At 56.2% G+C, this 13,934-nt stretch carries 11 protein-coding genes; 6 read left to right on the top strand and 5 right to left on the bottom strand.

Features of this window, described 5'->3' with window-relative positions; genetic code table 11:
• Positions 1–226 precede the first annotated feature (226 nt).
• Both JWG43_RS01720 and JWG43_RS01725 read left to right on the top strand, forming a co-directional pair.
• A complete protein-coding gene (locus tag JWG43_RS01720; RefSeq protein WP_205241082.1) occupies positions 227–2,344 on the top strand; it encodes an LTA synthase family protein in 2,118 nt (705 codons plus the stop codon).
• Positions 2,345–2,517: 173 nt separating this feature from the next.
• Complete coding sequence (locus JWG43_RS01725; protein ID WP_240193307.1) at positions 2,518–3,015, top strand: porin family protein; 498 nt, start codon at positions 2,518–2,520, stop codon at positions 3,013–3,015.
• 45 nt (positions 3,016–3,060) lie between these two features.
• On the opposite strand, the gene JWG43_RS01730 is transcribed toward JWG43_RS01725, so the two are convergent.
• From JWG43_RS01730 to JWG43_RS01740, 3 genes are read right to left on the bottom strand one after another with little or no spacing between them, the layout of a single operon-like run.
• Positions 3,061–3,714, bottom strand: a complete 654-nt coding sequence (locus JWG43_RS01730) for a hypothetical protein (protein ID WP_205241083.1) — start codon at positions 3,712–3,714, stop codon at positions 3,061–3,063.
• A 15-nt stretch (positions 3,715–3,729) separates the two neighbouring features.
• Positions 3,730–4,674 (bottom strand): S66 peptidase family protein, encoded by a 945-nt coding sequence (locus JWG43_RS01735; protein ID WP_205241084.1) that lies wholly within the window; start codon positions 4,672–4,674, stop codon positions 3,730–3,732.
• Positions 4,667–5,467, bottom strand: a complete 801-nt coding sequence (locus JWG43_RS01740; protein ID WP_205241085.1) for a type III pantothenate kinase — start codon at positions 5,465–5,467, stop codon at positions 4,667–4,669. Before JWG43_RS01740 ends, JWG43_RS01735 begins: the two co-directional genes overlap by 8 nt.
• Before the next feature lie 501 nt (positions 5,468–5,968).
• Here JWG43_RS01740 and cutA point away from each other — a divergent pair.
• Positions 5,969–6,304, top strand: a complete 336-nt coding sequence (gene cutA / locus JWG43_RS01745) for a divalent-cation tolerance protein CutA (protein WP_205241086.1) — start codon at positions 5,969–5,971, stop codon at positions 6,302–6,304.
• A gap of 5 nt (positions 6,305–6,309) precedes the next feature.
• Here the strand turns inward: cutA and JWG43_RS19855 are convergent, their stop codons facing one another.
• Positions 6,310–6,582, bottom strand: coding sequence for a hypothetical protein (locus tag JWG43_RS19855; protein ID WP_205241087.1), 273 nt, complete (start codon positions 6,580–6,582; stop codon positions 6,310–6,312).
• Between the two features lie 243 nt (positions 6,583–6,825).
• On the opposite strand from JWG43_RS19855, the gene JWG43_RS01755 reads away from it, so the two are divergent.
• Genes JWG43_RS01755 through JWG43_RS01765 form a run of 3 tightly spaced genes read left to right on the top strand, consistent with a single transcriptional unit; the run spans position 6,826 to position 12,529 of the window.
• Entirely contained in the window at positions 6,826–8,658 is a 1,833-nt protein-coding gene (locus JWG43_RS01755) for a DNA topoisomerase IV subunit B (RefSeq protein WP_205241160.1), read from the top strand.
• A complete protein-coding gene (locus tag JWG43_RS01760; RefSeq protein ID WP_205241088.1) occupies positions 8,655–10,661 on the top strand; it encodes a DNA topoisomerase IV subunit A in 2,007 nt (668 codons plus the stop codon). The genes JWG43_RS01755 and JWG43_RS01760 overlap by 4 nt, the downstream gene beginning before the upstream one ends.
• Entirely contained in the window at positions 10,661–12,529 is a 1,869-nt protein-coding gene (locus JWG43_RS01765) for an aspartate ammonia-lyase (protein ID WP_205241089.1), read from the top strand. Before JWG43_RS01760 ends, JWG43_RS01765 begins: the two co-directional genes overlap by 1 nt.
• A gap of 64 nt (positions 12,530–12,593) precedes the next feature.
• Here JWG43_RS01765 and JWG43_RS01770 read toward each other — a convergent pair whose 3' ends face one another.
• On the bottom strand, positions 12,594–13,823 hold the full coding sequence (locus JWG43_RS01770) for an MFS transporter (protein WP_205241090.1): 1,230 nt from the start codon (positions 13,821–13,823) through the stop codon (positions 12,594–12,596).
• Positions 13,824–13,934: the final 111 nt, after the last annotated feature.

Here is a 13,934-nt window from a genome sequence, read left to right on the forward strand (position 1 = left end):
TTTTTCTGGTAAAAGAATACCCAGAGACGAAATATTCTGTCCTGAATCCAGGCGCGCCGGCAAACAAGTCGCTGGCGTGCTTGATATACCGGAGAGCACATTTGCCAGTGCGGCAGAGTATCGCAAAACAGAGCCGGCTTTCGATGGGCACTGGCCAAGAGGTCTACCTGTCCCCCGCCTCGAGCTGATCTGTTTTACCCGCAATACCGCACCGGAGCATTTCCACTTGAAAAATTCTATCGCCCTGATTCTTCTGGCATTGGCCAGTTTCATGCCTGCCTGCCTGCGCCTGGCCTCCCAGGGGCTCTCTCAGCCGGTTGGCCTGCTCTCCGACAGCGGTCTGGGCCTGCTTGTCTTTCTGGTTACCCTCTACAGCCCTCATTGGCTGCGCCTGCTGCTGGTGCTCTTTTGGGCCCTGTTCCAGACCTCAGCCCTTGAACTGGTGGCCACCATGCAGCGACTGCCCACCTGGCAGGACCTGCAATACCTGGCCGATCCAGCCTTTGTCCACAAGAGCACCGCTGGGTTTAACCTGGCGGCCCCCGGCGCGGTCAGTGCGCTGTTACTGACAGCCGTGCTGGTCTGTTTTCTGCCGGTGTCCCGACCGGCCCGACGTTGGTTGGGTCCGGGCCTGGCAGCACTGCTGCTGATCATGGTAACCCAGGGCTTTTTCAGTACTCGCTTGTATGAGCACAGTATTGTTGCCCGTTACAACCCCCTCCACTGGTTCATAGTCGACGCTGTTTCCTCTCCCCTACCGAGAAATCTGCCCGCAACAGGGGTCCATCTGCCGCCGGGCCTCAGCAGTCTCGACCTCAACAGTTCGACCTTGCTGCCCCGGGGAAAAGCGGAAAACCTCCTGATTGTCATCGTGGAAGGGATACCCGGTCTGTATTACCCTGCAATCAGGACCAAGATGGGCGTGGATTCGCATGACATCACCATGGATCGGCTGGCCGCTGCCACGGAGGAGGCCATGCTCATTCCTGACTTCACCGTCCACAGCCACCAGACTATCCGTGGTCTCTATGCCATTCTCTGCGGTGATTACAGCAAACTCTCCTGGACCACACCCAAGGCCTACGAACTGCAGCAGAACCCGGAACGCGCTGACCAGTGCCTACCGGCCCAACTGGCGCAAAACGGCTGGTCCACCCACTATCTCCAGGCAGCGGGTCTCGGTTTCATGAGCAAGGACCGGGCCATGCCGCTGATGGGGTTTCAGACGACTCTTGGCAGTGAATGGTTTACCGAGCCCAATCCCTTTCCTTTTTCATGGGGACCGATCGATCCTGTTTTCTTCCGCGGTGCAGCCACCTATATTGCCGAACTCCAAAGCAGAAATCAGCCCTGGATGCTGACTCTGCTCACGGTGGGGACCCATCAGCCCTACGGCGTCTCCGATTCGTTCGCCGCCCAATACCCGTCCCGACAACAAGCAGCCATTGCTCTGCTGGATGAGGCTGTCGCCGACTTCATCGCCGGCCTTCGCCGGGACGGGGTGCTGGATAACACCCTGGTACTCATCACCTCCGACGAATCTCACGGTTCTGCCCTGGCCGATTGGGTCAGCAGTTGGGGCCTGGCAATCATCCTCGCTCCGGACGATGACCTGCCGCGGATCAAGCAAGGGGGATACGGCCTGGTTGATATCACTGCTTCCCTGCTCGATTATTTCGGCCTGAACATGCCCCCGGACATTATCGGTCGCAGTTTTTTTCGGGAATATCCCACTCCCGGGGAAATGATCGCCTTTACCGCTTCCAAATTGCGCCGGCACACTGCTGATAACCTTCGCTATGAGTGCACCACCGACGGCCGTTGCCTGGTGGGCACCGCTCCCAGCCTGCTGGGCTTTCCTCCAGCTGATTTCGCTCCGGACAAAGATGGTAGCGGAAGCAACATTTTTACCTATGCCGTGACCTTGGACCGTTCATTGCATCCCCGTCACGGGGGATCGCAGGTCCTGCATTTTGCCGAGGGGGAATTGCGTCGACTTCCAGAAAAGATCATCAGCGAGTGGGGCGACAATCTGATCGGCGCTCAATATCTTGATTTTCCAGCTCATTCAAGAGTGCATGTCTCCATCCGGGTGCGGGCCGTCGAGGCCCATGAAAGCGGTATCCGCATGCAGTTGCTGCTCAAGCAATGGGAACGTAATCAGAATGATATACCCATACCCAGTTTCCCGGTTCTTCGAGCCGGCGAAGAGAGTACGATCGAGTTCTCCTTTGAAAATACCGAGGCCAGACAATCCTTCTCTTTTCACCTGCTGGGAGAAGGAAAAAATGCCACCATCCAGATGGAGGATTTCGTGGTCACAGTTGAGACGATGGATGGCTGACGGTACTGAAAAAGGATCAAACAGCTAACCTGTGACAACCCGTCCTCCGTGGACAGGTCCCTCGTCGAAGGCGGCAGGAAATCTCTCGTACCCACCCAAAGGGTCCATAGGATCGATTGTCGGTCCCAGCGAACAGCATCCCCTAAACACACTATCCCCACAGGAGAAAAGGAATGAAAGGACTGCGATATCTATTGCCAATGCTGGTTTGTCTGTGCTTTGCCACCACGTCGTGGGCCAGCGTACATCGACTGGGCGGAGGCATCAATTACTGGACAACGATCGACAGTCTGGATGAAGGCTTTGATAGGAACGGCGTTTCCTATCTCGTCAGTTATCAATATCGTCCTTGGGTGGTTGGTCTGGAATTTGATCTGGAACTGCTCCCGGATCGATTCGGCGAGACTGCCATTGCCCCACAGGCCTATGTTCTGTTGGGTGACGGCCTCTATGCGGCAGCCGGTATCGGCCTTGTTCATACGGATGGCAGCTTTGCCGACAAACCTTTCTTTGCCCTGCGCGCCGGCATCAATCTCAACCTTCTCCCCGGGCTTTTTGTCGATATCTCAGCAAACTATCGTTTCAATGACACCACCGAACTGAAGGATCAGGACAAAAAAATTGACACAGACACCATTTTTCTTGGTGCCGCGCTTCGCTTCGCCCTCTAACCCCTGCGGCAGTGAATGGTGTGAAGCCCCCCGACGGGATGATGCTCAGATCAAACTGAAACGAACGTTCCAGCCACTGGTAAGGATTGTGCCCATAACCGGCGATTTGATCTCCACGGGTTGAAAATCGTACTCATGTGCCGCTTTCTGGGCGTACTGTTCGACCGTACCAAGCCGTCCAGCCCGCACCCGGCAGAAAGGCAGCGGAATACGGCGCAGACCGATTTTCAGCTGGTCCGGGCAGATCAGAAAATCAGCAACACGTATCCGGTCGATCAGCAGGACGGTCCGGGTGGCAGGATCAAAGCGGCAATGAAGCTCGTACAAACGGGTAATGTTAAACCGGCTGAGCAATTCACACCACTGGGGGTCCTCATATCGCCAGGTCAGCACCAGTGTATTCCGCTCGCCGGTTGCCCGCACCGGACTGCGGCTATCGTTAACCTGCAGCAGTCGTCGCTGCAGTTCATCGGCATGCACCGCCGGGCCTGTGCCCTGAAAATACCAGCATTTTCGAATCACCCACCCCAGAAAAACCGGCAGCAAAAAGGCAGCCAAGGCTAACCAGTAGCACAGCCACTGGAGCAGGACTGCCTCCTCCAGCCTGTCACGCAACAGAAAAAAAGGCAGCAGACTGAACAGGTACACCAGCAGCACCAGCAACAAAGCCGCACCAGTCAACAAAAAACGTTTCAGCATGGTAAACCGGACACTCTAGGAAAAGGTTCGGACAGATTCGGGGAGAAAGGTTAGGGTGCCGGCTGCCGAGTCCATGACCGCTTTCATGCCGATGGGCAACGCGATGTTTCGTTGCCGATGCCCCACGGGAAACCCCGCCCATATCGGATAACCAGGCTTTGCCAGCTCCATGACCCGGTCCCACACTCCCTCCTGGAGACGAAGATTGCCTGTGCTGTCATCCCGGCCCGAATCAAAAGTGCCAAGGAGCAGGCCCGCCAGACGCTCCAGGCGGCCAGCAAGAGCCAACTGGGTCAGCATCCGATCCAGGCGGTACAGAGGCTCGTTGGTGTCTTCCAGCAGCAGGATGCATTGCTCCCAGGTGTGATCCCAGGGGGTGGCCAGAAGGTGCACCAGCGAGGTCAGGTTCCCGCCGACCAACCGCCCTGTGCCGATGCCGCCGCGCAGAATCTCCAGGCCACGAGGTTGGATTTCCTCTGCCATCCTGGTGCCGGTGAGCAGGGAAAAAAGCGAAGTTGCGCTTGCCTTGTCGCTGCGCCCAAGCGAGGTGACCACCGGACTGTGGATCGACACCAGTTCCCCTCGATGCAGCAGCGTGTTGAGGAGAACAGTCACATCGCTGAACCCGGCGAGAAACTTGGGCGAACGTCGGAACATCGACCAGTCCAGGCGATCAAGGAGCCGCAGACAACCAAATCCGCCCCGGACAGCCAGAATGGCTTTGACCTCCGGGTCCCGCCACAACGCAACCAGATGCGCCGCCCGCTCCTCATCAGTGCCGGCGAGGTATCCTGTGCTGCATTCGGTCGGACCGCTGAGCTTGAGTGTAAACCCCATGGCACGGATCAGCTCAATCCCCTCCTGCAAGCGCTGCCTGTCCCGAGCCGGTCCGGCCGGACAGAAGACACCGATGGTGTCGCCCGGTTTGAGCGCGGGGGGCAGGTACGGCTGATCACTCATTTTTTCCGTCGCAGTTCAAGCGGTAAATTAATGAAAGACCAGTGAGGGTCAGGTGGGGATCAATGATATCAATGGACTTGGTATAGGGCTTGATCAGTTCCGCCATGCCACCGGTGGCGATGGCCTGCGCCCGTTCCTGATCCGGGGTCAACTGCCGGCTCAAAACCTCCACCATCCGATCCACCAGACCGCCGAAACCGTACAGGGCGCCGGAATGAATCGCCTTGACCGTGGTGGTGCCGATGGGCTGCTCCGGGATGACATCGATATCGAGCCGGGGCAGTTTGGCGGTGCGGGTAGCCAGGGCATCCAGGGAAATGCCGATGCCGGGATGAATGGTGCCGCCGACATAGGCCGGTTGTTCGTTGACACAGTCAAAGGTAATGGCGGTGCCGAAATCGATGACAATCAACGGCGAATGAAAGCGTTCCCAGGCCGCAACCGCATTGACGATCCGATCGGCTCCCACCTCGGCCGGTGTTTCCGTGGCCACACTCATGCCAAGCTTGAGGGTATGGGTGACGGCCAGCGGTGGCTGCCGCAGCCGGGTGAGATAATTGCGGGCAAAATGCAGCCAGCTGGTTTCCAGGGTCGGGACCACCGAGGCGACGATGAAACCGGTGATCTTCTTTGGATCGATACCGGCCATCTGGAAGAGACCGTGGTAGCGGATAGCCAACTCGTCGGCGGTACGGTCCTGGCGTGACTGGAGCCGCCAATTGCCTACCAACCGACCTTTTGTAAAGATACCGCTTACGGTATGGGAGTTTCCGACATCCACGGCAAAGAGCATAGAATCACCTTTCTGAGAATGTTGAGAGGATTGCTGACATTTGTTTTTTTTCTCAAGCGCTGGTAAGATATTCCAATTGAAAAAAATATTCCACCCCGAGCTGAACCAGCGCTGCCGATGCTACACTTTTCATCAAGAACACCTGTTCCCTTGATCCGTGAGCGTTCGTCCGTGCGTCAGCTTTATTGTCTGTGGCCGTTCAATTAATGGAGACTTTATCGGACGGGTACGGGCAATGAAGATGGTGTGTGAACGGACGCCCCGAAGGGCGGCTGGTGCAGGGTATTATCAAGGGTTCCACTGCAATTATACTCTGATTACAGCACGATATATCCAAACAAGAGTCCAGCCGTCACCGATTCAGGTGTTTGGCACCCTGTTTGTCCACACCTCAAACCCGGTCATTGAATCGCAGGCACCAGCAAGGATAATAGTCCAGGTACTTCACCGTCCTGGCACCGCCTGTCTGCCCTTGAACCGCAAACAATGGAGAAAAAGCATATGACACCCTATATCCAGGTGGCCACCACCGTGGCCGACCAGACAAGTGCGGAGCAGTTAGCCACTGTTCTGCTGGAAAAAAAACTTGCCGCCTGTATCCAGATTGCTCCCTGCACCTCCATGTATCGCTGGCAGGGCAAGGTCGAACAGGGGATGGAACTGGTCTGCACCATCAAAACACGAGGCGATCTCTTTCCTCTGTTGTGCCGAACCATTCAAGCCCACCACCCCTATGAGGTTCCGGAAATCCTCGCCACGCCGGTGCTGGCCGGCGCGGAAAACTATCTGGAGTGGATGGAAAACGAGCTGGTTCCAGGCTCGGAGGATCAGGACTGATGTCATCACAAAGTGAAGAACCCAAGCGATCCCGTCGCCGGAAAAAAGAATTTCAGTGCCACTGCTGCAAAGAGGGCAAAACTTTCTGCTGGAATTGCGGCTGCGGTTTCCAGATCTGCCCCGAGTGCTTTGCCGAGAACAAATGGGGTATCAGCAACGGCCCAACCTGGATCTGCCCTGACTGCGAGCGGATTCACATGATGGAATAATCCATTGTCGTGACGATCCGTGCTTTCCTTTGACTTCGAAAGAGGAGAAAGGTACAGTTCTGCCGCCAATCTGCCGCTTGCAGAGAATGCGCGCTATCCCCCCGACATCTCCCGGGAGACGGACAACAATCTCTGCGAACTGAACCGCTGCATACATCTCTTGTCCCCGTTCACCGGGGACAAGAAATAGACTGCACGACCTGGACACTGAAATCGTCCACCATACAGGTACTCTCCTGGTGAACGGTTTTCCTGAACAGATACGACCTTTGGATGATCATTTCCCCATACACCTTCCCTTCCTGCACAGGCATGACCGCACATCAGTACGACGAATCCAAGATCAAGACCCTCAGTTCTCTGGAGCACATCCGCAAACGGCCGGGCATGTACATTGGCCGCCTGGGTGATGGTTCGCACCCCGACGATGGCATCTATATCCTCCTCAAGGAAATCCTGGATAATGCCGTGGACGAATACATCATGGGCTACGGCAAGCGCATCGATATCTCCATCAACGCCGACGGTTTGTGCAGGGTCCGCGATTACGGTCGCGGTATCCCGCTGGGCAAGGTGGTGGAATGCGTTTCCGTGATCAACACCGGGGCTAAATACAACACCGAGGTTTTTCAGTTTTCCGTGGGTCTCAACGGCGTGGGAACCAAGGCGGTCAACGCCCTGTCCTCCAGTTTTACAGTCTCCGCCTTCCGCGACGGGCAGACCAAAACTGCGTACTTTACCCAGGGTGTTCTCCAGCACGAGGAGGAAAGTGAGACCAGCGAGAAAAACGGCACCCTGGTCACCTTTCTCCCCGACCGCACTGTTTTCCCGGAATTCACCTTCGACCGGCAATATGTGGAGCAGCGGCTCTGGCGTTATGCCTATCTCAACGCCGGCTTGAGCCTCTATCTGGATGAAACCCTCTTTCTCTCCAGGAATGGTCTGCTCGATCTCCTGGACCGGGAGGTGAGCAGCGAACGTATCTACCCTCCCCTCCATTTCGTCGATAAATCCCTTGAATTTGCCTGCACCCACACCGATGACTATGGCGAGTCTTATTTCTCCTTTGTCAACGGCACCTATACCAGTGAAGGCGGCACCCATCTCTCCGCCTTCCGCGAGGGCATTCTCAAGGGTGTCAACGAGTTCACTGGCAAGAAGTTCACCGGCATCGATGTCCGTGACGGTATCGTCGGTATCCTTTCCGTCAAAGTCCAGGAACCGATTTTCGAGTCACAGACCAAAAACAAACTCGGCAACACCGATATCCGCGCAGGTATCGTCAACGCGGTCAAGGACGCGGTGGCCACCCACCTCTATAAATATCCAGAAACCGCTGAAGTCCTGGTGGACAAGGTGCAGCGTAATGAACGGGTGCGTCGTGAACTCCAGTCCGTCCGCCGCGACGCCAAGGCTAAGGCCAAGAAAATCGCTTTCAAGATTCCACAGCTCAAGGACTGCAAATATCACCCCTCACGAGGGAACGCCTCGAAACCCGGACAGGAGAACATGCTGTTCATCACCGAAGGCCAGTCCGCGGCCGGATCCATTGTCAGTGCCCGTGATCCTATGACGCAGGCGGTTTTCTCCCTCAAGGGAAAACCAATGAATGTGTTGGGGCAGCGCCTTGACGTCCTCTATAAAAACGAGGAAATGTATTCCCTGATGCAGGCCCTCAATATCGAGCACTCCATTGCCGACCTCCGCTATGATAAAGTCATCCTGGCCACGGATGCCGATGTTGATGGCCTCCATATCCGCAACCTTCTCCTCACTTTTTTTCTCCATTATTTCGAGCCCCTGGTGCGGCAGGAGCGGGTTCATATCCTGGAAACCCCCATCTTTCGGGTGCGCAACAAGGAGAAGACCCTGTACTGTTATTCAGATCAGGATACCAATGAAGCCATGACCGCACTGAAAGCCAAGAGCAAGGGAGACCGGGCCATCGAGATGACCCGTTTCAAGGGATTGGGTGAGATCTCCCCTCCGGAATTCAAGCAATTCATCGGCCCGGATATGCGCATCAGGCCGGTCCGTATAGATTCCTTAAGCGAGGTGAGCCCGGTACTCCGTTTCTACATGGGAAAAAACACGCCTGAACGGAAACAGTACATCATGGACCACCTTATTGTCAGGCCGGTATGAACAACATCCCCGAGCAGCAACGCGGCAAACTCCATCAATTGTTTGACGCCAATTTTCTGGATTATACCTCCTACGTTATTCGCGAACGAGCCATTCCCGACGTTGACGACGGTCTCAAACCAGTACAGCGGCGATTGTTACAGACCCTGCACAACATGGACGACGGCCGCTTTCACAAGGTGGCCAACGTAGTCGGCGAGACCATGAAACTGCACCCCCACGGAGACCAGTCGATCTTTGACGCCCTGGTCAACCTGGCCAACAAGGGCTACCTCGTCGACAGGCAGGGAAACTTTGGCAACATCTTCACCGGTGACCAGGCCTCGGCACCACGTTATATTGAATGCCGCCTGTCACCTCTGGCCCGTGAAACCCTGTTCAACAAGGATCTCACCGAGTTCATCGATTCCTACGACGGCCGCATGCAGGAACCGGTACGCCTGCCGGCCAAGATCCCGCTCCTGCTGCTGCTGGGCGCGGAAGGGATTGCCGTGGGCATGGCCACCAAAATCATGCCGCATAACCTGTCCGAACTGCTCCAGGCCCAGATTGATTATCTCCACGGACAGGAAATAGTCCTTTACCCGGATTTTCCCAGGGGGGGGATCATCGATATCAGCGACTACAACCATGGCAATGGTCGTATCCGCTGCCGGGTCAGGCTGGAGCAGCCGGACGCGAAAACCATTGTCATCACTGAACTGCCGTACAATATCACCACCCAGTCCCTGATTGAATCCATTGAAAAAGCGGCCAAGGCGAACAAACTGAAAATCGCCGCCATCAATGACTACACCGCGGAAAAGGTCGAAGTCGAAATCAAGCTGGCCCGAGGAGTGCTCGCCGAGGAAACCATTGACGCCCTGTACGCCTTCACCGACTGTGAACTGAGTGTCTCCCCCAGCCTGGTGACTATCCAGGAAAATATGCCCCGGCAGTTGCAGGTGGAGGAGATCCTCCGCCGCAACACCGACCAGCTACTCAACAATCTGCAGCGGGAACTGCATATCGAACTGGAGCGCCTCGAGGAAAAATGGCATGCCCGCAAACTGGAACAGATCTTTATTGAAGAACGGCTTTATAAACAGATCGAGGAAAAAATCAACTACAAGGCAGTGGTCAGCACCGTTCGTCAGGCCCTGGCCCCCTATGCCGATGAACTACGCCGCAAACTCACCAGCGAAGATGTAGAGCGACTCCTGGAAATCAAAATCCGCCGCATCTCCCGCTACGATATCAATCGTCAGGAGAAGGAACTCAGGGAGATCGAAAAAGCCCTGGCCAGGATCCGGGAACAGCTCACCGATATGGTGGGTTTTACCACCAGGTATCTCGAAGCCCTGATCAGCAAATATGGCCCGCTCTTTCCCCGCCGCAGTGAATTACGCGCCTTTGACGAAGTCGATGCCCGGGCTGCGGCCATCTCCAACCTCAATGTCTTTTATACCCGGGGAAATGGCTTTATCGGTCACAAGATCAAGGTCGAGGAGGCGGGCAGTGACCTGGAATGCTGCTGCTCCGAATATGATCGACTGCTGCTCATTTTCAAAGATGGCCTCTACAAGGTGATCAATGTACCCGACAAACTGTTTGTCGGTCCGGATCTGCACTGGATGGGGGTGGTGAGAAACGACCTTGTCTTCAATCTCATCTACCGTGGCCCGGAAAATCTTGCCTATGTCAAACGCTTTGTCATGCCCAAATTCATTCTCAACCGTGAGTATCGGCTGTTCGAAGCGGGGAAACGCGCAGCTATCCTGCTCCTGCTGCTGGGTAAAGAAGGCCTGCGGATCCGGGCCAGCCTAGCCCCCTCGTCCCGGGCCAAGTATAATGCCCTGGAAATAGAACTCGACGATTATCAGATCAAAGGCGCCGGCGCCAAAGGAAAGCGCATCGCCAGCCGCACCGTACGGAGGATCACCGACATCACCGGAACCCCGAAAAAACCCAAGGTCAGCCCTCTGGAGCTGCCAGGATTCACCAGCCCGAAAAAAGAAAACTGATGAACATCGAAGAGAAAATCATAAAAATTGCCGCGCGGTCCTCGGATATCCCCGCCGACGATCTCACCGCCTTCTTCAGCGAGGGTATTCGCCGCACGTATGCGCCCAATGAGTGGCTCTTTCATGAATCCATGCCCCGGAGATGGGCGGGCATCATTCTTGATGGGAAGGTCGAACTGGTGCGCGGGGTGCATGGCTCCTCCCGCCATATTGCCACCATAATCGCCGGCACCCTGATCAGCGAAGGGGCCTTTCTGGAAGACCACTCGCACAGCAACAGCGCCTTCACCCGCCATGGCGCGACGGTCTGGCAGATTTCCACGGAAAAAATCGCTGAGTTCCGCACCAGTCAACCGGCCCTCTTTCATCGCATTGTCGCCCGCATTGCCGTCAGTATTTATCGACGACTGCGGGAACTCTCCAACCGTCTGTATGAGCGGAAAGACTGTATCCAGGAGGTAGGAGGATTTCGCACGGAACAGGATTCCCTTGGTAACCGGGAGGTTTCCGATTATGCTTATTACGGTGTGCAAACCATCCGGGCGATGGAGAATTTTTCCATTTCCGGCATCCAACTGCGCAACTTCTCCCATCTCATCGAAGGCCTGGCCCTGGTCAAAAAGGCGGCAGCCATGGCCAATTTCGAGCTGGGTGTACTCGAGGAAGCAAAAATGCGGGCTATTGCTGCTGCCTGCGACGACCTTCTCGCCGGGAATCTGCACGAACACTTCGTGGTCGACATGTTTCAGGGTGGTGCCGGCACTTCGACCAACATGAATGCCAACGAGGTCATTGCCAACCGCGGTCTTGAACTCATGGGCCGGGAAAAAGGCGACTACGGATACCTGCACCCCAATGACGATGTCAACTGCTCCCAATCGACCAATGACGCGTATCCAACGTCGATCAAACTGGCCGTGCTGCTGGCCAATCGCAGTCTCATCAATGCCATGACCGCCCTCAAGGCGGCTCTCGACGCCAAGGCGGAGGAATTCGGCGATGTGCTTAAAATGGGCCGCACCGAAAATCAGGATGCGGTTCCCATGACTCTTGGTCAGGAATTCAGTGCCTACGGTGTGATGATCGAAAGCGCCATCAAAGCCATTGAACGGGCTGCCTACGAATTTCTCGACATCAACATGGGGGCCACCGCCATCGGTACCGGGATCAACAGCCCGCCCGGGTACGCCGATCTGGTCACCCAGAAGTTGTCCATGGTCAGCGGGTTTGCCCTGCGACGGGCCCGTAACCTGATCGAAGCCACTCAGAACGCCGGTTCCTTCTGCCAGATGTCCTCCACTCTCAAGCGGGCTGCCGTGCAGATCTCGAAAATCTGCAACGATCTGCGCTGGCTGTCCTCGGGGCCACGCTGCGGGCTCAATGAAATCAACCTGCCACCCATGCAGCCGGGTTCATCCATCATGCCCGGAAAAGTCAATCCCGTTATTCCCGAACTGGTCAATCAGGTCTGCTATCAGGTGATGGGCTATGATGCGGTGGTCTCCATGGCTGCCGAAGCCAGCGAACTGGAGCTGTGCATGGCGGAGCCGATCATTGCCTATGACCTGCTTCACGGCATGATGATCCTCACCAATGCCTGTGTCACCTTGACCAGCCGCTGTGTTAACGGGATAGAGGCCAACCGGGATGTCTGCCGCGGTTATGTGGAAAACAGTATCGGCCTGGTGACCGCTCTTGTCCCCTTCCTTGGCTATGACCTATGTGCCGCCATTGCCAAGGAGGCCCTTAAGACCGGGAGCAGCGTTTTTCAGCTGGTCTGCGATAAAGAGCTGCTGACCCAGGAACAGCTCTACGACATCCTCAGTCCGGAAAGCATGACCGACCCTCGATTTATCCCTAAAAAATAACCATATCCAGCCCCACGCAATTTCCCGTTGCCTGAACGTACTTAAGCGGGATGCCTTGTCTCCGCTACCGAGTATCCCTGTTCCGCCCCACATCCGGCAACAGAATGGCCGATAATCCCAAAAGGGGCAAAAACGAGCAGAGATGATAGACATATACAATCCCCTGCAGATCAGCCAACCGCCCCAGGAGGGCCGCGCCGATCCCGGCCATGCCAAAGGCCAGACCAAAGAACAGGCCCGAGACCGTACCCACCCGGCCCGGAATGAGTTCCTGAGCATAGACCACGATGGCGGGAAAGGCGGAGGCCAGCATGAGGCCGATGAAAAAGGTCAAGGGGCCGGTCCAGAATAAACTGACGTGCGGCAGCATCAGGGTGAACGGTGCCACCCCCAGGATGGACCACCAGATGACACGGCGGCGCCCGATGCGGTCGCCCACCGGGCCGCCAAGCAGCGTGCCCAGGGCCGCACCGAAGAGAAAAACGAACAGACGGATCTGACCGGACTGGACAGACACCTGAAATGTGTGCATCAGGTAAAAGATGTAATAGCTGTTGAGACTGGCCAGATAAAAAAATTTGGAAAAAATCAGGACCAGCAGGATCAGAAGTGGCCAGACCACCGTCCCGGCGCCGGGATGGGTGTCCATCCCGGTGGCGCTCCATTGACGCCTGATATGTTCCACCGCGGGCCGCTTTTTCCGGTACCACCCCCCAACCCGGAATAGAATGAGCATGGCCAGCAGGGCGCACAGCGAAAACCAGGCAAGACTGTGGCGCCCGTGGGGGATGATAATCAGTGCCGCCAGCAACGGCCCCATGGCAGTGCCGGCATTGCCGCCGACCTGAAAGATGGACTGGGCCAGACCGTATTGACCGGCCGCAGCCATGCGGGCCACCCGGGAAGATTCCGGATGAAAAATTGCCGATCCGGTGCCGACCAGGCCCACCGCGACCAGAAGCAGTCCGTACCCCGGCGCGGTGGCGAGCAGGATCAAACCCAGCAAGCTGCAGCCCATGCCAAAGGTCAGGGAGTACGGTTTGGGGCGGAGATCGGTATACAATCCCACCATCGGCTGCAGCAGCGAGGCGGACAGCTGATACGTCAGGGTGATGAGCCCGATCTGGGTGAAACTGAGATCGAAATTCTCTTTCAGCTGTGGGTAGATGGCCGGAATCAGTGACTGGAGCATATCATTGAGAAAATGGCAAAAACTGATCACGACCAGCACTCTGAGACCTATCCGCTCCTTATTGGCAACAGCACTATCATCCTTTTTACCTTGTCGAGACATTGAAGTGCCCTTTTGCCATGGTTTGTTGGTTGGAGTGGAAACGCAATCACCGCATACGTGTCCGTGCACAGGGGGGAGATTCTCAGGTTGCCCCGTCACGTCCTTGGCACT

Source organism: Desulfobulbus alkaliphilus (assembly GCF_016918545.1).
GTDB lineage: Bacteria > Desulfobacterota > Desulfobulbia > Desulfobulbales > Desulfobulbaceae > Desulfobulbus > Desulfobulbus alkaliphilus.

What these genes read in the sequence shown, in the direction of transcription:
- JWG43_RS01740 (WP_205241085.1), bottom strand. Translation starts at nt 5,467, where the DNA reads ATGCTCTTTGCCGTGGATGTCGGAAACTCCCATACCGTAAGCGGTATC.
- JWG43_RS01770 (WP_205241090.1), bottom strand. Translation starts at nt 13,823, where the DNA reads ATGTCTCGACAAGGTAAAAAGGATGATAGTGCTGTTGCCAATAAGGAG.
- JWG43_RS01725 (WP_240193307.1), top strand. Translation starts at nt 2,518, where the DNA reads ATGAAAGGACTGCGATATCTATTGCCAATGCTGGTTTGTCTGTGCTTT.
- cutA (WP_205241086.1), top strand. Translation starts at nt 5,969, where the DNA reads ATGACACCCTATATCCAGGTGGCCACCACCGTGGCCGACCAGACAAGT.
- JWG43_RS01755 (WP_205241160.1), top strand. Translation starts at nt 6,826, where the DNA reads ATGACCGCACATCAGTACGACGAATCCAAGATCAAGACCCTCAGTTCT.
- JWG43_RS01765 (WP_205241089.1), top strand. Translation starts at nt 10,661, where the DNA reads ATGAACATCGAAGAGAAAATCATAAAAATTGCCGCGCGGTCCTCGGAT.
- JWG43_RS01760 (WP_205241088.1), top strand. Translation starts at nt 8,655, where the DNA reads ATGAACAACATCCCCGAGCAGCAACGCGGCAAACTCCATCAATTGTTT.
- JWG43_RS01730 (WP_205241083.1), bottom strand. Translation starts at nt 3,714, where the DNA reads ATGCTGAAACGTTTTTTGTTGACTGGTGCGGCTTTGTTGCTGGTGCTG.
- JWG43_RS01735 (WP_205241084.1), bottom strand. Translation starts at nt 4,674, where the DNA reads ATGAGTGATCAGCCGTACCTGCCCCCCGCGCTCAAACCGGGCGACACC.